The sequence below is a fragment of the Streptomyces sp. NPDC047880 genome (assembly GCF_040706515.1).
In the GTDB taxonomy this organism is placed as follows: Bacteria; Actinomycetota; Actinomycetes; order Streptomycetales; family Streptomycetaceae; genus Streptomyces.
On sequence record NZ_JBEZOK010000001.1, the window covers coordinates 608,980 to 629,433 of the forward strand.

Sequence of the window (20,454 nt, forward strand, 5' to 3'; positions counted from 1 at the left end):
GGATGAATGGGATGTGGTCGAAAACACTCCCAGCCCGTTACGGGGACATGGTGGCGCTTCCACCAGGCATGAGGGGAGACTGGCTACGAATCGTCCCGGCGCGAGCCACGCGCCGCCGGCGTCCAAGGAGGCATCCGTGCCGCATGTCCTGGTCCTCAACGCGTCGTACGAGCCACTCGGCGTCGTACCGCTCCGCCGCGCGCTCGTCCTCGTCCTCGAGAACAAGGCCGTCTGCCTCGAGGAGTCCGGCGCCTATCTGCACAGCGCGACCGTCACAGTCCCCGCACCCAGCGTGGTCCGGCTCAAGCGATTCGTCCGGGTTCCCTATCGGGGGCCCGTTCCTCTCACCCGCCGGGCGCTGTTCGCCCGCGACGGGGGCCGGTGCATGTACTGCGGTGGCGTCGCAACCAGCGTCGACCACGTCATCCCGCGCAGTCGCGGGGGCAAGCACGTCTGGGACAACGTGGTGGCGTCCTGCCGCCGCTGCAACCACGTGAAGGCCGACCGGCACCTCTTCGAGATCGGCTGGCGGCTGCGCCACAAACCCGCCCCGCCGTCGGGCCTGGCCTGGCGCATCATCGGGACCGGCCATAGGGACCCGCGCTGGCTGCCGTACTTGCAGCCGTACGGCGCGGACGACGCCATGGCCCGGATCGACGGCATTTCCGCCTGACGAGGATCCGGGCCTTCGTATTGCCGCGATACCGCCGCCCGGCGGCGGTATCGCCCTGCGCTTGCCTGGGCCTCCGGTCTGGGAATCCGCCGCGCTTGCCTGGGCCTCCGGTCTGGGAATCCGCCGCGCTTGCCTGGGCCTCCGGCCCGGGAATCCCCTGCGCCTGCTCGCACGGGCCACCGGCCTGGGAATCCGTCGCGCCCGCCTGGGCCAGGGGCCCCGGGAAACCCCCCGTTCCCCCGGGGCCCGGCCGGTCATGGGCAGCCCCGCCGGCCCCACCGGACCCATGTCACGCGTAGCGCAGCTCCCCGGGTCGCACCGAGCGGCCCAGCAGCGGCAGTGAGGTTGCCGCGGCGAGCAGGCAGGCGGCGTAGACGGCGAGAGGGACCAGGACCGTCACCCAGGGAACCGGGTGGTCGGTGAGCAGCGCGTACCAGGTGCCGATGGCCGTCCCGCCCAGGCCCGCGAGCAGCACCGCCGGCGCCAGCGGCAGCGCGGTCTCCAGCAGCAGGGACCGGCCGAGCACCGCGCGCGGCACCCCGGCGGCGGCCTGCGCGGCCAGGCCCCGGCGGCGGGTGGCCATGGACTCGGCGGTGCCGAGGGCGAGACCGGACAGCGTGATCGCGAGGGCGACCGCGACGGCGGCGCCCGTGAGGTCGATGCCCCGGGTGTAGTAGCCCAGGTTCTCGGTGAGGCTCTCGCTGGAGTGCACCGCATCCAGGAAGACCTCCCGGATGCCCATGAAGCCGCCCCCGACGACCGTCACCAGCAGCACCGCCGCGTGCGTACGGGCGGCCGCCCACGGGTCGTCGCGCAGCCGCTCCGCCGCGATCAGGACCGCCGCCGACCGGGCCCGGGCCGCCAGGAGCCGCCCCATGCCCTTGGCCACGGCCCCGGAGAGCCACACCGAGCCCGCGCCGACCGCGAGGACCACACCCACCATCGTCAGCGGCAGCCCGGCGCTCGGCCGGTTGGATGCGGCCGGGGACGTGCCGAGCAGGGCGAACAGCGCCGCCGCCCCGACCAGCAGCAGCCCCGCCAGGAACAGCAGCCCCGGTCCCCGTCCGCTGCGCGGCGCGACCCTGCGCACCCAGCCGAGGGGCGAGGCCACCACCCGGCGCAGCGCCAGCGCGCCCGCCGCCGCGCCCAGCAGCGGTACGGCGACGGCGACCAGAGCGATCCCCGCCCAGGTGAGGGCCGTGGGCCGGTCCCAGAGGCGCAGCAGGAGCAGCACGGAGAAGACGGTGGCGACGGCCGAGCCCAGCAGACAGGCGAGCCCGGTCTCCAGCGCGGCGATCCGCCGCACCTGCCAGGGCGTCGCCCCGGCCAGCCGCAGGCCGGCCAGCCGCCGGTCGCGGTGCACCGCCCCGATCCGGGCGCACTGGCCGAGGAACCCGAGTACCGGCACGAGCAGGAGCAGCAGGCCGGCGATCACGCCGGACCGCGTGCCGGGCTCGTTCAGCAGGCCCGAGGCGACGGGCACGTAGTAGCTGCCGCCGCGCAGGGACGCCAGGGCGACGGCTGCCAGGGCGAAGCCGGTCGCGAGCGCGGCGCCCACCGCCGTGAGGGTCACCCGCCACCATTCGCCGCGGTCGGACCCCCGGGTGAGTTCCCAGGCGAGGCGCAGATCGGCCCGGAGCGACGTCACGCCGTCACCCCCAGCGCCGCCACGGCCCCGTCCCGCAGCCGGACCTCGCGGTCCGCGTACGCGGCCACCTGGGCGTCGTGCGTGATCAGCAGGACGGCCGTGCCCGCGTCGCGGGCCGTGTGGACGAGGGCCGTCATGACCTGCTCGCCGGCCAGGGAGTCCAGCGCGCCCGTCGGCTCGTCGGCGAAGACCACCCGCGGGCCGGTGACCAGGGCCCGGGCCAGTGCGGCCCGCTGCGCCTGGCCGCCGCTCAGCTCGCCCGGCCGCAGGTCCTCCTGGCCCCGCACCCCGAACCGCTCCAGCCACTCACCGGCCCGGGCCCGGGCCTCGGCCCGGCCGGTGCCCGCCAGCAGCAGCGGCAGGGCGGCGTTGTCCAGGACCGTCAGCTCGGGGATGAGCTGGCCGAACTGGAACACCACGCCGAACTCGGTGCGCCGCAGCTCGCTCAGCCGCTTCTCGGGCAGGTCCTCCAGCCGCCGGCCGTCGTAGGTGACCGAGCCCGCGTCCGGGCGGACGATGCCGGCCAGGCAGTGCAGCAGCGTCGATTTCCCGCTGCCGCTCGCGCCGGTCACGGCGAGGATCTCTCCGGCGTGCAGTTCGACCGACGCGCCGCGCAGGGCGGGTGTCCGGCCGTGCGCCTTGGTGAGACCGGCGGCCGTGAGAAGGGGCACGGGTCTGCTCATGCTGCGTCGACCTCCGCGGTCAGGGTGGTGAGCCGGTCCGCCGTGGTGCTCATCCAGCGGAGGTCGGCGTCGAGGTGGTTGAGGGCGTAGTCCGCCGAGAGCACGGTCGCGAGATCGGCGCCCTTGGCGGCCTTGACCGCCGTGAGCTCCCGCATCCGTTCCATGTGCGCGGCGCGCTGGGCGCTCAGGTACCGGGCCGGGTCACCGCCGGAGAGGATCGCGACCACGACCTTGGCGAAGATCTCGTTGGCCACGAAGGGTGCGGGGGGTGCGATCTCCCCGGCCCACCGGGCCAGTTCGTGGGTCCCCTCGTCGGTCGCCCGGTACGCCGTGCGCTCCGGGCCGCCGTCCGAGCCGGTGCCGTCGACCTCGGCGAGGCCGTCCCGCACGAGGCGCTGCAGGGTCGTGTAGACCTGCCCGTAGGCCAGCGGGCGGGCCTGCGGGAAGCGTTCGTCGTGGCGCCGCTTGAGGTCGTAGCCATGGCTCGGACCCGTCGCGAGCAGGCCCAGCAGGATGTGGCGGGTGCTCATGCCGATCATTATGTACTGAGTACATGTACTGAGTGAATAGTGATCGACGTGGAATTCCTCCGCCGGGCCCCGCAAGGCTCACTCAGAGACGGCGTACGCCTCCGCCGACCACAGCGAATATCCGTACTGTGTCGCCCGCTTGTCGCCCTGTACCCGCACGAAACGCACGTCCCGCTCGTCCATCGGGACGCTCTCCCGGCCGCCCCCGCTGTCCCGCACGGTGGCGGCGGTGCGCCAGCGGCGGCCGTCCGGGGAGACCTGGACGCGGTACGCCGACGGGTGCGCGTCCTGCCAGTGCAGCGCGACCCGGCCGAGCCGCGCCGGGCGGGCCAGCTCGACCTGCCACCAGGCGCCGTCGTCGACCGGGGACGACCAGCGGGTCTCCGGGTCCCCGTCGTTCGCCGCCGACGCGGGGAAGTCGGGCGTCTCGTCCCCCGAGGAACGGGCGGTGCCGCCGCGGGCCAGGTCGGGGCCGCCGGTGGGAGGGACGGCCCGGACGGTGAGCGTGCGGTCCGTCCCCGCGAACCCCAGCCGGACCGCGTACGACCGCAGCGGGGTGCCGCGCTCGACGGTCACCTCGACCGGGACCTCCACCGTCGTGCCGCGCCGCACGGTCAGCTCGCCCTTCGGTACCCGGACCCGGACGCCGTCGGGCGCCTCGGCGGTGAGCCTGCCGCGCACGTCGGAGGGGCGCAGCGACCCGAGCCGGGCGGTCAGCCGCTCGGTCCGCCCGGTCCCGACGTCCGCCCGGTCGCGGGGCAGGCCCAGGGAGATGGCGGGGGATCCGGTGAACCAGGGGACGAGGTGGTGGACGCGGGACGGGCCGGGGCCGGTGACCCGCAGGGCGTCGGCCCGTGCCGCGATCCGTACCTCGGTCGCTCCGGACGCGTCCAGCCGGCCCGCCTCGCGCCAGCCCCGCCCCGGCTCGTGCACCTCGACGGCTCCCTCGGTGCCCGGCTCGGTCAGGGCCGTCACGGCGGTCAGCGCCCGCGCCCGAGGCAGGCGCAGGGTGCGGCCGTCGCCGGGGTTGCGGGGCGGCTCGTGGTGGATGCCCGACCAGGCCGCGTACGACTTCTGCGCCCGTCGCAGGAAGGGGTCCAGCACGTCCGTGCCGACCTCGACCGGCGCCGACTCCAGCCGGGCCCGCAGCGCGCCCAGCCTGCGGTACGCGTTCCAGGCCGCCGCGGCGTCCCCGGCGCGCTGCGCGTCCAGCATGCCGAGCGCGGCCGTGCCCGCCTCGCCGTAGCGGGCGAGCTGCTCGGACCAGGGGGCGACCTCGGCGCCGAGGCCGGTCCCCGACAGCCGCCGCGGCAGCTCGTGCAGCACGGAGAAGGCCTCGCGCAGCCGCCGCTCGGCGTCGTCGCCGGTGTCCGTGCCGCCCGCCGTGCGGGACGCCCAGTACGCCTCGGTCAGCGGGCGCAGATACGCCGACTCCCCGTCGTCCAGGACCGACGAGGCGTCGTTGCCGGCGAGGGCGGCCAGGGCCTGCTCGCGGCGCCGGTCCCCGCCGGCGAGGTCGGCGATCGCGGCGCGCCAGGACTCCCCGGGGCGGTAGGCGCGCGGGTTCCAGGCGTAGTCGGCGCTGGTGAACAACGGGATACGGGAGGCCTCCGGTTGCTGCATCGCGTTGGCCAGCAGGGCGGCCGAACCGGTCGCGACGGCCGGCTCACGGCCGCGGTACGGACCGAGGAAGATGCGCCCGGGGTCGTAGTCGTTGACCGGGTAGTTGTCCATGGTGACCAGCGGGTGCCCGAACGCCTCACGCGCTTCGGCCAGTTCGCCGCCCGTGATGGTGCGGGGCACCACCCCGACGCCCGTCCACGCCACCTCGACGCGCGCGGCCAGCTCGCTCGCCAGTGCGCGCCGGTAGTCGGTCGTGCCGTCCTCGTAGTACTCGGTCGGCATCAGGGACAGGCCGGCGGCACCGGGGTGGCGCTGCGCCAGGTGCCGGGCCACCGCGTTCGCCACCCGCGCCTGCGCCCGCGCCGCCGCCTCGGGGCCGGAGCCGAACCGGTCGGCGTCGGCCCCGCAGTGCCACTCGCTGTAGCTGACGTCCTGGAACTGGAGCTGGAACGCCCGGAAGCCCAGCGCCCACATCGCGTCCAGCTTGCGCGTCAGCGCCCGCACGTCGGCGTCCGAGGCGAAGCACATGGCCTGGCCCGGGGCCACCGCCCAGCCGAGCATGACGTGGTTGCGGCGCGCCCGCTCGGCCAGCTCCCGGAACCGGGCCCGCTGCGCGGCCGGGTAGGGCTCACGCCAGCGGGCCTGCCGGTAGAGGTCGTCCCCCGGGGCGTACAGGTAGCGGTTCTGCTTGGTGCGCCCCATGAAGTCGAGCTGCGCCAGCCGCTGCCCGTGCGTCCACGCGGTGCCGTAGAAGCCCTCGGTGATGCCGCGCACGGCGCTGCCCGGCCAGTCGCGGACGACGGCCGCTGCGATCGTGCGGCCGGGGCGCAGGAGCTGCCGCAGTGTCTGGACGGCGTGGAAGAGGCCGTCCTCGCCGGTGCCGGTGAGGGAGACGCCGCCCCGGCCCACGGTCAGCTCGTACCCACCGGAGGGCAGGGCGTGGCGGTCGCCCGGGCGTGCGGGTTGCGTGCGTGCGTGCACGACCAGGGCGCCCGGACCGGCCGTGTCCGTGATCCGGCGGGCCCCGGCCCGCCGCAGCACCTCGCGCAGGGTTTCCACCGCGTGCGGGTCCGCCTGCGCGCCGGTGATCAGCGCGACCTCGTCGGGTACCGCGACCGGTGCGCCGTTCGCGCGCAGCGACTGCGGGCGCGGCCAGACGGAGAGGTCCGCTCCGGCGGTGTCGGGGGCCGGTGTCGCGGCCGTGTCCGGGGGAGACGGGGCCGCCAGGGCGGCGGGCGGTGCGACGAGGCTCCCGGCGGCCACGGCGACCGCGAGGGCCACGGTCCGCTTCCCACGCCGCAGTCCCACAGGCCCCCTCCAGATGTGTTCGACCGGCGGGACGAGCCCACCACTCGTTCGGCGAAGGTGTCAACGAGAGTGGCCTTTGTGACTGAAATGCCGGAATCTTGACTGTGTGGAGGGCAGTGGAATGTGAGCAGGAGCACGATGTTGGGTCCGGGGCGTCTGCCTTCGCGTCGACTGGGTAGGGCTGCGATGACCCGTTGAAGTCCCACTCGACAAGGAGGCCCCCGTGGCTGCGATGACTTTCCTTCCGCTCCCGGCCCCGTCCAAACCCGTGGCGGACCCGTCCGCCGACCTCGACGACAACCACCACGACGACCCGCGCTACTGCGTCTTCAGCTCCGAGAGCACCCACACCGAACTGCCGCTGACCAGCGAGCCCCCGCTGCCCGACGCCGAGCCCCTCACCAGTGAGCCGCCGCTCGCCGAAGCCGCCCCCCTGACCAGCGAGCCCCCGGCCTTCGTCCCGGATTTCACGAGGATGTAGATGACCGCACCCCGGCCGGCCGACCCGCCCTCCGAGGACCTGTCCCGCCTCGCCGCCCTGCACGGCGTCGCCACTTCCTACAGTCCGTCCCCGGACCGCTCGGTCGCGGCCTCGGCCACCGCGGTCACCCTGACCCTGGCCGCCCTCGGCGTGGACGCGAGCACGCCCGGCGCCGTCCGCGCCGCGCTCGCGGCCCGCGAGGGGGAACTGGGCGAACGGCTGCTGCCGCCGACCGTCGTCGGCTGGGGCGGCAGCCCCCCGGCCGCCCTGGCCGCGCTCCCCGGGGGAACGCGGCTGCGGATCGACACCGAGCAGGGCGAGAGCCGCACCGGCGCGGACGGCCTGCCACCCGGCGTGCACCGGCTGACCGCCACCGCCCCCGACGGGCGCACCGCCACCGCCCACCTGGTCGTCGCCCCGCCCCGCCTGCCCACCCCCGCCGGGCGCTCCTACGGACTCCTCGTCCAGCTCTACTCCCTGCTGTCCCGTCGCTCCTGGGGCATGGGCGACCTCGGTGACCTCGCCGAGCTGGCCGGCTGGGCCGGACGGTCGCTCGGCGCCGGATTCGTCCAGGTCAACCCGCTGCACGCGGCCGTACCCGGAACACCCACCGACCCCTCCCCCTACCGCCCCTCCTCGCGCCGCTTCCCCGACCCCGTGCACCTGCGCGTCGAGGACGTCCCCGAGGCCGCCTACGTCGAGGACCCCGGACGCCTGTGCGCCCTGCTGGACAGGTCCGCCCGGCTGCGCGAAGCGGTGCTGCGGCACGGCGCGTTGATCGACCGGGACGCCGTGTGGGAGCTCAAACGGGAGGCGCTGGAGCTGCTCGGCGAGGTCCCCCTCGGCCCCGGCCGGCGCGCCGCCTACTGCGACTTCATCGCCGGGCAGGGCCAGGCCCTGGAGGACCACGCCACTTGGTGCGCGCTCGCCGAGGTGCACGGCTCGGACTGGCACCGCTGGCCGACCGGCCTGCGCGACCCGCGGTCGGCCGAGACCGCCCGGGCGCGCAACGGCCTCATGGACCGGGTCGACTTCTGGTCCCGGCTCGCCTGGCTCACCGACACCCAGCTGACCGCCGCGCAGCGCGCCGGGCGCGAGGCCGGGATGCCTGTCGGGATCGTCCACGACCTGGCGGTCGGCGTGCACCCCGGCGGCGCCGACGCCTGGGCGCAGCAGGAGTACTTCGCCGCGGGCATGTCGGTGGGCGCCCCGCCGGACGCCTTCAACGCCCGCGGCCAGGACTGGGGCCTGCCGCCCTGGCGGCCCGACCGGCTGGCCGCGTCCGGCTACGCCCCGTTCCGCGAGCTGCTGCGCGCCCTGTTCCGCTACGCCGGCGCCCTGCGCATCGACCACGTCATGGGCCTGTTCCGCCTCTGGTGGGTCCCGCAGGGCCACCCGCCCACCGAGGGCACCTACGTCCGCTACGACGCCGAGGCCATGCTCGCCGTCCTCGTCCTGGAGGCCTCCCGGGCCGGGGCGCTGGTGATCGGGGAGGACCTCGGCACCGTCGAGCCCGGTGTCCGCGAGGCGCTGCGCGAGCGCGGTGTGCTCGGCACGTCCGTGCTGTGGTTCGAGCGCGACTGGGAGGGCGACGGCCACCCGCTGCCCCCCGAGAGCTGGCGCTCCGACTGTCTGGCCACCGCCACCACCCACGACCTGCCCTCCACGGCCGCCCGCCTGACCGGCGAGCACGTCGAGCTCCGCGACCGCCTGGGGCTGCTGACCCGGCCCCTGGAGGAGGAACGCGCCGAGGCCGCCGCCGACGCGGGGGAGTGGCTGTCCCTGCTCTCCCGGTTCGGCCTGCTGCACGGCACGAGCGGCGGCGGCGACACCTCCTCGGAGGAGGCGGAGATCCAGGCCGTCCACCGCTTCCTGCTGCGCACCCCGGCCCGCATGATCGGCGTCTGGCTCCCCGACGGTGTGGGCGACCGCCGCCCGCAGAACCTCCCCGGGACCTGGGACCAGTACCCGAACTGGCGCCTGCCGATCGCGGACGCTCAGGGGCGGCCGGTGACGCTGGAGGACCTGGCGGCCTCGCCGCGGCTGCACGCGCTGATGGAGGTCCTCAGGGAGGGCGGCGCATGAGCCGGGGGGCTCTTACGGCACCCCGGGCGCGCGGGCCCGGTCGGCGTTGGATATTTTGACACCGTGGACAAGAAGAACGCCCTGCGCGCCGGCGCCCTGGCAGCCGGTACGACGCTGATGATGCTGCTCCTGTCGTCGCCCGCCTCCGCGCTCACGCGCGACGACGGTGACGACCCCGGCACGGGCCTGAGCGTCATCGAGACGCTGGGCCTCTTCGTCTTTGCCCCGATCGTGCTCTACCTGGTCATCGCCGGACTGGTGATGGTCGGCGACAAGACGCACAAGAAGAAGGACCCGACCAGCTCCAACATCGCCACCAAGGCCGAGGCGAAGAGCGAAGTCAAGGCCTGATCCGCGTTCTCCACGAGGGCGCCGTCGCGAACACCGCGGCGGCGCCCTCGTCGTGTCAGGCCCGCTCCGCGCCCGCCAGCAGGTCGCGCAGCAGATCGGCGAGCTGCCCGGCCCGCCGCGCGCCCAGGGCGGACAGCGCCTCCGTCTGGACCGCCAGCCCCGCCCCGACCGCCTCGTCGACCAGTGCGAGGCCCTCGTCGGTGAGCGTGACCTGCAGCCCGCGCCGGTCGTGCGGGTCGGGGGAGCGGCGCAGCAGCCCCGCCCGCTCCAGCTTGTCCAGGCGCCCCGTCATGCCGCCGGTGGTCAGCATCAGCGTCGCGGACAGCTGCCGGGGCGAGAGCGTGTAGGGCTCGCCGGAGCGGCGCAGGGTCGCCAGGACGTCGAACTCCCCGCGGGAGAGGCCGAACGCCGCGTACGCCCGCCCCACCCGCTCGCCGATCGCGTGGGAGAGCCGGTTGATCCGGCCGAAGACCTCCATGGCGGCGGTGTCCAGGTCGGGCCGGACCGTCGCCCACTGGCCGATGATCGCGTCGACGGGGTCCTTGCGCTGCTCGGGGCGTTCGCTCATGGCACGAGTATCGGCCGCTCCTCGGTCACCTGCAAGAAAGTAGCTTGACTGAAAGTTGCTTAACAGTAAGCTACTTTCTGCTGACCTACTCAGAAGGGTGTCCCCATGGCCCTCTCCCGCCCGGCCCTCATCACCCTCACCGCCCTCGCGCCCGTCTCCTGGGGCACGACCTACGCGGTCACCACCGAGTTCCTCCCGCCCGACCGCCCCCTGTTCACCGCCCTGGTGCGCGCCCTGCCCGCCGGCCTGCTGCTGCTCACCCTCGCCCGGGTGCTGCCGCGCGGTGCCTGGTGGTGGAAGGCGGCGGTGCTCGGCGCGCTGAACATCGGCGCCTTCTTCCCGCTGCTGTTCCTCTCCGCCTACCGGCTGCCCGGCGGTCTCGCGGCGGTCGTCGGCTCGGCCGGTCCGCTGTTCGTGGCCGGGCTCTCGGCGCTGCTGCTCGGACAGCGGCCGTCGGCGCGGACCCTGGCGACCGGGGCCGTGGCCGCGTTCGGGGTCAGCCTCGTCGTCCTGCGGGCGGCCGGGGCGCTGGACCCGCTCGGCCTGCTGGCTGCCGTCGCCTCCACGGCGTCGATGTCCACCGGCACCGTGCTCACCCAGCGCTGGGGCCGCCCCGAGGGCGTCGGACCGCTGGCGCTGACCGGCTGGCAGCTGACCGCGGGCGGCCTGCTCATCGCGCCGCTCGCCTTCCTGGTCGAGGGTGCCCCGCCGGCGCTGGACGGCCGGGCGATCGGCGGCTACCTCTACCTCGCCCTCGCGAACACGGCCCTCGCGTACTGGCTGTGGTTCCGGGGCATCGGCCGCATGACCGCCACGCAGGTCACCTTCCTCGGCCCGCTCTCCCCGCTGACCGCGGCCGTCGTCGGCTGGGCGGCGCTCGGGCAGGCGCTGACACCGGTGCAACTCGTCGGGATGGGCCTGGCCTTCGGGGCGACGGTGGCGGGGCAGTTCGTCACCCGGACGCCGCGCACCCCCGACCACGCCGTGAAGGCCCGCACCGCACCGAAACGCGTGCCGACCGGAGCGCCGCGGCGGTAGGCGGGGAACTCCGGCGGCCGCGGCCGGAGAGCAGGCGCAAGGGGCGCCCGGTACACACCGGACGCCCCTTCCGCCGTACGGGAAACCGCCGGGTTACTCCCCGGCCGCCGCGTCCGCCCGCTGGGCCCGCAGGGCGCGCTCGACGCCCGCGCGGGACTCCGAGACCAGGCGGCGCAGGGCCGCGTTCGGCTCGGCGGACGTCAGCCACGCGTCCGTCCTGTCCAGGGTCTCCTGGGACACCTGGACCGTCGGATAGAGGCCGACGGCGATCTGCTGGGCCATCTCGTGCGAACGGGACTCCCAGATGTCCTTGACCACCTCGAAGTACCGCTCCGCGTACGGGGCGAGCACCTCGCGCTGGTCGGTCTGGACGAAGCCGCCGATGACCGCCTCCTGCACGGCGTTCGGCAGCTTGTCGGAGTCCACGACCGACGCCCACGCCTCGGCCTTGGCCTCCGGCGTCGGACGGGCCGCCCGGGCCGTGGCCGCGTGGCGCTCACCGGCGGCCGTGCGGTCACGCTCGTACTCGCCCGCGATCTCCGCCTCGTCGAACCGGCCGACCGCCGCGAGCCGCTGTACGAACGCCCACCGCAGCTCCGTGTCGACGACCAGGCCCTCGATGGTCTGCGAGCCGTCCAGCAGCGCGTCCAGCAGGTCCAGCTGCTCCGGCGTGCGGGCCGTCGCCGCGAACGCGCGCGCCCACGCCAGCTGGTGGTCGCTGCCCGGCGCCGCCGCGCGCAGGTGCGCCAGCGTCGCGTCGGTCCAGCGGGCCAGCAGCGCCTCGCGGGCCGCCGGGTCGGCGTACAGGTCGATCGCGAGCTTCACCTGGCGGTGCAGCGACTGCACGACACCGATGTCGGACTCCTTGCCGATGCCGGACAGCACCAGCGACAGGTAGTCGCGGGCCGCGAGCTCGGCGTCCCGCGTCATGTCCCAGGCCGACGCCCAGCACAGGGCGCGCGGCAGCGAGGACTCGAAATCGCCGAGGTGCTCGGTGACGAAGGCCAGCGACTGCTCGTCCAGGCGGACCTTCGCGTACGACAGGTCGTCGTCGTTGAGCAGGATCACGGCCGGGCGGGTCTGCCCCACCAGCTGCGGTACGGCCGTCAGCTCGCCGTCCACGTCCAGCTCGATCCGCTCCCGGCGGACCAGCTTGCCGCTCGCCTCGTCCAGGTCGTACAGGCCGACGGCGATGCGGTGCGGGCGCAGCGTCGGCTCGCCCTTGGCACCGGCGGGCAGGGCCGGGGCCTCCTGGCGGATGCCGAACGACGTGACGACACCGTCGGCGTCCGTCCCGATCTCCGGGCGCAGCACGTTGATGCCGGCCGCCTGGAGCCACTTCTCCGACCAGGTCCTCAGGTCCCGGCCGGAGGTCTCCTCCAGTGCGCCCAGCAGGTCCGACAGGCGCGTGTTGCCGAAGGCGTGACGCTTGAAGTACGCCTGCACGCCCTGGAAGAACTCGTCCATGCCGACGTAGGCGACGAGCTGCTTCAGGACGCTGGCGCCCTTGGCGTACGTGATGCCGTCGAAGTTGACCAGGACGTCGTCCAGGTCGCGGATCTCCGCCATGATCGGATGGGTCGACGGCAGCTGGTCCTGCCGGTAGGCCCAGGTCTTCATGGAGTTGGCGAAGGTGGTCCACGCGTGCGGCCACCGGCTCCCCGGCGCGTGCGCCTGGCAGGCGATCGAGGTGTACGTGGCGAACGACTCGTTCAGCCACAGGTCGTTCCACCACTCCATGGTCACGAGGTCGCCGAACCACATGTGGGCCAGCTCGTGCAGGATGGTCTCCGCGCGCATCTCGTACGCCGCGTTCGTCACCTTCGAGCGGAACACGTACTGGTCGCGGATGGTCACCGCGCCCGCGTTCTCCATCGCGCCCGCGTTGAACTCGGGCACGAAGAGCTGGTCGTACTTCTCGAACGGGTACGCGTAGTCGAACTTCTCCTGGAACCACTCGAAGCCCTGCCGGGTCACCTCGAAGATGGCGTCCGAGTCGAGGTACTCGGCGAGCGAGGGACGGCAGTAGATGCCGAGCGGGACGGACTGGCCGTCCTTCTCGTACACACTGTGCACGGAGTGGTACGGGCCGACGATCAGCGCCGTGATGTACGTCGAGATGCGCGGCGTCGGCTCGAAGACCCAGACGTTGTCCTGGGGCTCGGGCGTCGGCGAGTTGGAGATGACGGTCCAGCCCTCGGGCGCCTTCACGGTGAACTGGAAGGTGGCCTTCAGGTCCGGCTGCTCGAAGCTCGCGAACACCCGGCGGGCGTCCGGCACCTCGAACTGGGTGTAGAGGTAGGCCTGGTCGTCGACCGGGTCGACGAACCGGTGCAGGCCCTCGCCGGTGTTGGTGTACGCGCAGTCGGCGACGACCCGGAGGATGTTGCGGCCCTGGAGCAGACCGGGCAGGGCGATCCGGGAGTCCGCGAAGACCTCGGCCGGGTCGAGGGAATCACCGTTCAGGGTCACCTCGTGCACGGCCGGCGCCACCAGGTCGATGAACGACTCCGCGCCGTTCCCGGCCGTCACGTCGAAGCGCACCGTGGTCACGGACCGGTAGGTGCCGCCCTCCTGCGCGCCGGAGAGATCGAGTTCGATCTCGTACGAGTCAACGGCGAGCAGCTGCGCCCGCTGCTGCGCCTCTTCGCGGGTCAGGTTTGTGCCAGGCACGCGGTCATCTCCTCGTTATGGGTGGGTTGCGTCATCTTTCCACGGCGCCTCGGCGTCAGGCGACGACGCGGGCGTCTCCTAGGGATACCCCTCGGGCAGGGCCCTTCGTGGGCGAGCGCGACGTCCGGATTCCGCCGGTGAGCGTGGATCGCGCGAGCGAGTCTGGTGACCATGACGACCATCCCGTACACCGCACGCCCCATCGCCCCGCGCGCCCTGGCGGAACTGCGCACGACGGACGACGCGGGCCGCCGGACCGACGGCTTCACCGACACCGAGGGCGGCAGCCCACTGCGCTGCTGTCTGCGCCGCAGCGGGCCGGGCGAACGCATCGCCCTGGTGTCCTACGCCCCGCTGCGCCGCTGGGCCGCGGAGACGGACGCGATGCCGGGTGCCTACGACGAGGTGGGCCCCGTCTTCATCCACGCGGAGCCGTGCGCGGGCCCCGCAGAAGACGTCCTTCCGTTCACCGACGCCCACCGCACGGTCCGCCGCTACTGCGCGCGCGGTCACATCCTGGGCGGTCAGCTCGTCGAGGGACCGGACGCCTTCGAGGAGGCCCTCACGGAAGCATTCGACGACCCGGCCGTGGCACTGATCCACGTCCGGGCCGTCGAGTACGGCTGTTTCCTCTACGAGGTGCGCAGGGACTAGCCCTTCAGTTCCGCCGCCACCAGCTCCGCGATCTGCACCGCGTTCAGGGCCGCGCCCTTGCGGAGGTTGTCGTTGGAGACGAAGAGGGCCAGGCCGTTGTCCACCGTCTCGTCGCGGCGGATGCGGCCGACGTAGGACGGGTCCTTTCCGGCGGCCTGGAGGGGGGTCGGGATGTCGGAGAGCTCGACCCCCGGGGCGTCCTTCAGCAGCTCCGCCGCGCGCTCCGGGGAGATCGGGCGGGCGAAGCGGGCGTTGACCTGGAGGGAGTGGCCGGAGAAGACCGGGACGCGCACACACGTGCCGGAGACCTTCAGCTCGGGGATCTCCAGGATCTTGCGGGACTCGTTGCGGAGCTTCTGCTCCTCGTCGGTCTCGTTCAGACCGTCGTCGACGAGGTTGCCCGCGAAGGGCAGCACGTTGAAGGCGATGGGGCGCTTGTAGACGCCCGGCTCCGGGAAGTCGACCGCCTCGCCGTCGTGGGTGAGCTTCTCGGCGTCGGCGACGACCTTCTGCGTCTGGCCGTGCAGCTCGGCGACGCCCGCGAGGCCGGAACCGGAGACCGCCTGATACGTGGCGACGACCAGGGCCTCGAGGCCCGCCTCGTCGTGCAGCGGACGCAGCACCGGCATCGCGGCCATGGTCGTGCAGTTCGGGTTGGCGATGATGCCCTTGGGGCGGTTCTTGATCGCGTGCGGGTTGACCTCGGAGACGACCAGGGGCACCTCCGGGTGCTTGCGCCACGCGGAGGAGTTGTCGATCACGACCGCGCCCTGCGAGGCGACCTTTTCGGCCAGCGCCTTGGACGTGGCACCGCCCGCGGAGAACAGCACGATGTCCAGGCCGGTGTAATCGGCGGTGGCGGCGTCCTCCACCGTCACGCCGTCCAGCTGCGTCCCCGCGGAACGGGCCGAGGCGAACAGGCGCAGCTCGGTGACCGGGAAGTTCCGCTCCGTGAGGATCCTGCGCATGACCGTGCCCACCTGTCCGGTGGCTCCGACGATTCCGACCCTCACGGTGTCTCCCTCTCCTGCGTTTCACGTACTCGTTGCTTGGCCGAGGCTTTTCCATCATGCGGCCGACCACGGCCCGCCTGTCCACTTCTTTCCCTGGTCTGCCCGGAGAGTGGGACGGCCTGTCCCACCCCATGGTTGCGGACCTGCGGTGTCGACCCCGCTGAGCTGGAGGAATTCGTCCGGCAGGGGTCGTGCGCCGCAAGCTCGCCTGCCCATGCCGGTCCCGGCCACACGGAAGTGTGATGTACGCCTCGGCCGTCCCGGCGGAACTCGCCGCGCGGTCAGCGAACGTTCCGGGACGTGTCGGCGTCGTAGGAGAAACGACGTGAGGGGGGTGGCTTGTGCTGTTGCGCGGAAGGCCACGGCGCGGCCGGGAGGCGCACGCGGCGACCGGCGACGACCCGGGGGGCGGAGCCGATCCGCTGGACGCGGCACAGGAACGCCGGGTGCGGGCGGTGCTCGCGCTCGGCGGGGTGCCGCAGGCGGACCTGCCGGACGGGGTGCAGCAGGTCCGCCTGCGGCTGCTGGAGCGGGCCGCCAGCGGCCGGGAGGCGCCGCGGGACGTCTCGGCGTGGGCGGCGGTCGTCGCCTCCAACCTCGCCATGGACTGGCACCGGGCCAAGCGCCGCCAGGAGCGGCTCGGGGAGCGGCTGGCCGCCCTGCGCCAGCCGGCGGAGCATCCCTCCGGCGAGGACAGCAGCGTGCTGTCCGTCGCCGTCGCCCAGGGCCTGGACGAGCTGCCCGACGCCCAGCGGCAGGTCGTCGTCCTGCGCTTCTACGCCGATCTGCCGGTCCGGTCCATCGCCGAGCAGCTCGGCGTCCCGGAGGGCACGGTCAAGAGCCGGCTGCACACGGCCGTACGGGCCCTGCGCGCCCGCCTGCACGAGGACGAGGTGGTGTGACGTGACCGCCCAACAAGACAAGGCCGGGCGTGACGGGGCCGACGCGCTGATGGCGGCGATCACCGGCGAGGAGCCACCGCACGAGGCCCGCGCGAGTGACGCCTTCATGGCCGAGTACCGGTCCGCGACCGCCGACGTGGCGTTGCTGCGCGAGCAGCTGGGGCTCATCGGGCAGGCACTCGCCGAGCCCTTGGAGGAACCAGGACCCCAGACCGGCGGCGGCGCCTCCGTGACGCCGCTTGCCGTCCGCCGTAAGCGTCCCGAGCCTCTGGCCCTCGCCTTGAAGGGCCTCGTCGCGGCCGTCGGGGCCAGTCTGGTGATCGGCATGGGCTGGCTCGTCGTCCACAGCGGCGACATGGGCGCCGCGGACGATCAGGGCGGGTCGGCCGCCTCCGACAGCTCCGCCGGCCGGCCGCACACCGAAGGGGACGCCAAGCTCAGCCACGCCGGGTACCTCGCCTGCGCCCGGCTCGTCGTCGAGGGCACCGTCGCCGGGGTCGAGCCCCTTCCCGGCACCGGCCAGGACCGCATCACCCTGGACGTGACGCGCTACTACAAGCCCGACAAGGGCCGGGCTCGGATCACCTTCCCCCTGGAGACCGGTGCCGAGCCCCCGCTGCGGACCGGTGACCACATGCTCGTCGGTGTCTCCGGCGGGCAGGCCGAGCCCGACCTGTGGACGACGGACGAGAAGGAGATCGCCCGCGACCGGGCGTGGATCACCGAGGCGCTGCCCGCCTCGCGCACCTTCCCGTGCGGGTGAGGAGCAACGACAAGGGCGGGCGCCCGTACGGACGCCCGCCCCACCGTTGCCGTGGTACCGCTACGGCAGGACCTTCTCGATCTTCACGCTGCCCACGCCCGCGGCCGTGCCGCGCGCGTTGACCAGCTGGACCTGGCCGAAGAACTCACGCCCCTCGGGAGCGGCCGCCGCGGCGGTGACGCTGCCCGAGACGGTGGCCGAGTCGCCCGTGCCGAGCTTCACCGGCGCCGATCCGTCGACGGTGACGCTGCCGAGGGAGGGGGAGAAGAACACGTCCCGGTAGTCGTACTCGGTGGTGCCGGCCGGCACGGAGTAGCCGACGACCTGGATCGAGTACGTGCCGGCCGCCGGGGACGGGATGGAGACCGACTCCTCCGAGTCACCGTCGGCGGAGCTGCCGACCTGCTTGCCCGACGCGTCGTACACGGCGAGGTCCAGGTCGGCGGCGTTGTCCGAGACCGAACCGATGGCGACGTCGAGGGACTTGGCGCCCGCGGGCACCGCGACCGTCGTGGTCTGCGTCTCGCCCTGCTTGATCGAGGGGCGGGTCGCCTTGGCCGAGCCCAGCGGGCCGCCCACCAGCTTGCCGTCGATCGCGGCGAAGCCGTTCGTCACCTTCCAGGAGGCGGCGGCCGGGGTGCCGACCTTCGCCTCGGGCACGGTCACGGTCTCCGGGTCGAAGGCCGCGCCGAGCACGGCGACGTCCAGCTGGTACGGGTTGTCCAGCAGCGGCGACGTACGGCGCGACTCGACCTCGATCTCCCAGACGCCCGGCTGCGGGTCGGCGTAGGAACGCACGTCCGGACGGCAGGTGTTGGCCGGGTTGTCGTAGTTCGGGTAGCAGTTGACCGTCGACGACGGGTCCGACGGCAGGCCGTGCGGGTGGATGGAGATGAACCGGGTCTGGCTCTTGTCCTTCAGCCCGCTCATCGCGACCTCGAGGGTCTTCGCGCCCTCGGGGACGGTGACGAAGTAGTGCTGGGTGCTGTTGCGCTGCACCGAGTCCTTCGCGGTGAAGGTGTGCTTCAGCGGCGCGGAGACCACGACCGTGCTGAGGACCTGCTCGTCGATGCCCTCGGTCTTCGGGTCGTCGACCTCAAGGATCGCGCTCTTGATGCCCGCGGACTTCGGCGCGGCCTGGACCTTGACGGTCACCGGCTGGTTCAGCGGCAGCTTCACCTCGTCGGAGCCGACGACGCGGAACGTGCCGCCCGCGTTGTTCTCGAAGTGCAGCTCGTGCCGGATCGCCTTGTCGGCGCCGGACGTACGGGTCAGGGTGATCTCGTACGTCTTCTTCTGCCCGGCCTTCAGGCCGCCCTCACGGTCGTACAGGCCCGTGCCGAAGCCCGGGGTCTTCAGGAACTGGTCGATCGCGGTGTCGACCGGAGCCTTGACCGAGTAGGTGTGCGCGGTCGCGTCGTCGCGGATCGCGTCCCAGGCGTCGGGGATGTTCATGAGGCCCACGCCCTCCTCGTACGCCTGCACACCCTTGATGTGGTCGGCGGTGGAGGTGAGGGCCGTGCGCAGGGTCGCCGGCGTGAGGTCGATCTTCTTCTGCTTGGCGGCCGACACCAGCAGCGCCGCGGCGCCCGTGGCCTGCGGGGAGGCCATCGAGGTGCCCTGGAGCATCGAGTAGCCAGCCGGCAGGGAGTAGCCGGCCTCGGCGACCGGGGAGCCCGGCAGCCAGGTCTGCGTGGTGTTGATCGCCGCACCCGGGGCGACCAGGGTCGGCGTGAAGCCGCCGTCCTCACGCGGGCCGCGCGAGGAGAAGGGCATCATCGCGTACTTCTTCTCCACGACCGAGCCGTAGTTGGCGGCCCAGGTCTCCTTGGAGACGGACGCGCCGACCGAGATGACCTTGTCGGCCAGGGCCGGGTCGCCGATGGTGTTGGCGCCGGGGCCGGAGTTGCCCGCGGAGATCACCAGCTGGACACCGTAGGTGTCGATGAGACGCGTGTAGAGCTCGGCGCGCGCGTTGTTGCCGTCGTTCAGCGCCGGCAGGCCGCCGATGGACATGTTGACGATGTCGACACCGCGCTTGGTGACGAGGTCGATCATGCCCTCGGTGAGCGCCACGTTGGTGCAGCCGCCGGACCAGGTGCAGGCGCGCGAGGAGACCAGCTTGGCGCCGGGGGCGGCGCCGTTCATCTTCCCGCCGAACAGGCCGTTGGCGGCGGTGATGCCGGCGACGTGGGTGCCGTGCTCGGACTCGATGACGCCGATGTTGACGAAGTCGGACTTCTTGCCGGCCCAGGAGCCGCCCAGCGGGTCCATCGGGACGTCCTTGCGGATCTCCACGACGAACGGCTGCCGCTCGGCGACATCGGTCTTCGGGTCGTCGGTGCCGAAGTACCCGACCTGGTGGCCGTCCTTGTACGGCTTCATCGGGGCGTCGTCGCCGAAGTCGTTGTTGTTGTTCAGGTCGACCCGGACCGTGCCGGTCTTGGCGTCGTACAGCACGCCCCAGACGTCGGTGGTGTCGCCGTCGCGGTTGGCGTCGCCCTTGGCGTCGCCGCCGGCGGTGTACGACTCCTTGAAGAGGCTGACCGCGTACGAACCGGCCGGCGCCTTGAACGACTGGCCCTGGTAGCTGAAGGCCGGGCCGGACACGGCCGTGACCATCGGGCGCCAGGTGCTGTCGTTGTCGATGATCGGGTCGGTGGCCGTCACCCAGTCGACGATCTTCCGCTCACCGGTCGTCGTCTTCTGCAGCGCCGGGTGGCCGAGGTCCACGCCGGAGTCGAGGATGCCGATGGTGACGCCGCGGCCGTCCGCCTTCGGGTGGTCCTCGACGAAGTCGACCGCGCCCGTCTCGAAGGACGGGTTGTACGGGTTCTCGGCCGGGGTCTTCTTCCCCGGGGCCGGGTACGTCCCCTTCGCGGCCCCGGCGCCCTTGGCGGTGTCCGCGCTCGGCGTCGGGTCGTCCAGCGGGATCTCCTCGCGCAGGTCGATGCCGTGCACGGAGGACAGCTTGGCGGCGGCCGCGATCGCCGCGTCCGCCTTGGCCGTCGGGACGGTGGCGCGGACGTAGCCCAGCTTGTCGTCGGCCCGGCCCACCGAGCCGCCCTTGACCGCGTCCAGCTGCCCGGCGACCTGCTCGGTCTTCCCGGGCGCGGTGGCGATCATCATCGTGACGGTCTTGTCGCCGTCGGCCTTGGCCTCCGAGAGCAGGTCCGCGTCGTCCGAACCGAGCTTGGCGGGTGCGGACTTCACGCCCGGGTCGGCCGGGGCGTCAGCGCCCGGGCCGTCGGCGGAGAAGGCCAGCGGGATCGGCCCGGCCGCGGAGAGCGCGGCGACAAGACCGGCGGCCACGGCGATGCGGGCCACACGTCTGCCCGATATCTGATCGCGCGGGGTGGGAGGGGTCATCGGCATCCCTTGTAGGTAAAGGAACGAGCGGGAAGCGGCCGGGGCCGATCAGCCCTGGTCGCACACAGTCCGAACAGCAGGCCCGGACGATC

General features: G+C 73.4%; 16 protein-coding genes. 8 read left to right on the forward strand and 8 right to left on the reverse strand.

Translation table 11 applies throughout. The features are described 5' to 3' along the window. Positions 1-136 precede the first annotated feature (136 nt). Positions 137-673, forward strand: coding sequence for an HNH endonuclease (locus AB0937_RS02960; protein WP_086560153.1), 537 nt, complete (start codon positions 137-139; stop codon positions 671-673). A 289-nt stretch (positions 674-962) separates the two neighbouring features. Here the strand turns inward: AB0937_RS02960 and AB0937_RS02965 are convergent, their stop codons facing one another. The 4 genes from AB0937_RS02965 to AB0937_RS02980 all read right to left on the reverse strand — a co-directional run bounded on the left by AB0937_RS02965 (position 963) and on the right by AB0937_RS02980 (position 6,465). Further along, a complete protein-coding gene (locus tag AB0937_RS02965) occupies positions 963-2,321 on the reverse strand; it encodes an FtsX-like permease family protein (protein ID WP_366709167.1) in 1,359 nt (452 codons plus the stop codon). Then, positions 2,318-3,004, reverse strand: a complete 687-nt coding sequence (locus tag AB0937_RS02970) for an ABC transporter ATP-binding protein (RefSeq protein ID WP_366709168.1) — start codon at positions 3,002-3,004, stop codon at positions 2,318-2,320. Before AB0937_RS02970 ends, AB0937_RS02965 begins: the two co-directional genes overlap by 4 nt. After that, positions 3,001-3,534: a PadR family transcriptional regulator gene (locus AB0937_RS02975; RefSeq protein WP_366709169.1), complete on the reverse strand. Its 534-nt coding sequence runs from the start codon at positions 3,532-3,534 to the stop codon at positions 3,001-3,003. Before AB0937_RS02975 ends, AB0937_RS02970 begins: the two co-directional genes overlap by 4 nt. Before the next feature lie 78 nt (positions 3,535-3,612). After that, positions 3,613-6,465, reverse strand: coding sequence for a beta-N-acetylglucosaminidase domain-containing protein (locus tag AB0937_RS02980; RefSeq protein ID WP_366709170.1), 2,853 nt, complete (start codon positions 6,463-6,465; stop codon positions 3,613-3,615). A 223-nt stretch (positions 6,466-6,688) separates the two neighbouring features. Here AB0937_RS02980 and AB0937_RS02985 point away from each other — a divergent pair, with 223 nt between their 5' ends. The 3 genes from AB0937_RS02985 to AB0937_RS02995 all read left to right on the forward strand — a co-directional run bounded on the left by AB0937_RS02985 (position 6,689) and on the right by AB0937_RS02995 (position 9,382). After that, complete coding sequence (locus tag AB0937_RS02985; RefSeq protein ID WP_366709171.1) at positions 6,689-6,946, forward strand: hypothetical protein; 258 nt, start codon at positions 6,689-6,691, stop codon at positions 6,944-6,946. Next, complete coding sequence (gene malQ / locus AB0937_RS02990; RefSeq protein ID WP_366709172.1) at positions 6,947-9,031, forward strand: 4-alpha-glucanotransferase; 2,085 nt, start codon at positions 6,947-6,949, stop codon at positions 9,029-9,031. A gap of 63 nt (positions 9,032-9,094) precedes the next feature. After that, the gene (locus tag AB0937_RS02995) at positions 9,095-9,382 is read left to right on the forward strand and encodes a hypothetical protein (RefSeq protein ID WP_362232973.1); all 288 of its coding nucleotides are present in this window, start codon (positions 9,095-9,097) and stop codon (positions 9,380-9,382) included. Positions 9,383-9,437: 55 nt separating this feature from the next. Here AB0937_RS02995 and AB0937_RS03000 read toward each other — a convergent pair whose 3' ends face one another. Beyond that, entirely contained in the window at positions 9,438-9,950 is a 513-nt protein-coding gene (locus tag AB0937_RS03000) for a MarR family transcriptional regulator (protein ID WP_366709173.1), read from the reverse strand. Between the two features lie 105 nt (positions 9,951-10,055). On the opposite strand from AB0937_RS03000, the gene AB0937_RS03005 reads away from it, so the two are divergent. After that, positions 10,056-10,988 (forward strand): EamA family transporter, encoded by a 933-nt coding sequence (locus tag AB0937_RS03005; protein WP_366709174.1) that lies wholly within the window; start codon positions 10,056-10,058, stop codon positions 10,986-10,988. 93 nt (positions 10,989-11,081) lie between these two features. On the opposite strand, the gene pepN is transcribed toward AB0937_RS03005, so the two are convergent. Continuing rightward, positions 11,082-13,661 (reverse strand): aminopeptidase N, encoded by a 2,580-nt coding sequence (pepN, locus tag AB0937_RS03010; RefSeq protein WP_366709175.1) that lies wholly within the window; start codon positions 13,659-13,661, stop codon positions 11,082-11,084. A gap of 171 nt (positions 13,662-13,832) precedes the next feature. Here pepN and AB0937_RS03015 point away from each other — a divergent pair, with 171 nt between their 5' ends. Further along, complete coding sequence (locus tag AB0937_RS03015) at positions 13,833-14,315, forward strand: DUF1203 domain-containing protein (RefSeq protein WP_366709176.1); 483 nt, start codon at positions 13,833-13,835, stop codon at positions 14,313-14,315. Here the strand turns inward: AB0937_RS03015 and AB0937_RS03020 are convergent. After that, positions 14,312-15,328 (reverse strand): aspartate-semialdehyde dehydrogenase, encoded by a 1,017-nt coding sequence (locus AB0937_RS03020; RefSeq protein WP_366709177.1) that lies wholly within the window; start codon positions 15,326-15,328, stop codon positions 14,312-14,314. The genes AB0937_RS03015 and AB0937_RS03020 overlap by 4 nt on opposite strands. A 344-nt stretch (positions 15,329-15,672) precedes the next feature. On the opposite strand from AB0937_RS03020, the gene AB0937_RS03025 reads away from it, so the two are divergent. Then, entirely contained in the window at positions 15,673-16,230 is a 558-nt protein-coding gene (locus AB0937_RS03025) for a sigma-70 family RNA polymerase sigma factor (protein ID WP_189589253.1), read from the forward strand. Between the two features lies 1 nt (position 16,231). Beyond that, positions 16,232-16,993 (forward strand): hypothetical protein, encoded by a 762-nt coding sequence (locus AB0937_RS03030; RefSeq protein WP_366709178.1) that lies wholly within the window; start codon positions 16,232-16,234, stop codon positions 16,991-16,993. A 60-nt stretch (positions 16,994-17,053) separates the two neighbouring features. Here the strand turns inward: AB0937_RS03030 and AB0937_RS03035 are convergent, their stop codons facing one another. Further along, positions 17,054-20,362 carry a S8 family serine peptidase gene (locus AB0937_RS03035; protein WP_366709179.1) on the reverse strand — a complete coding sequence of 1,103 codons (3,309 nt, stop codon included), beginning with the start codon at positions 20,360-20,362 and terminating at the stop codon, positions 17,054-17,056. Positions 20,363-20,454: the final 92 nt, after the last annotated feature.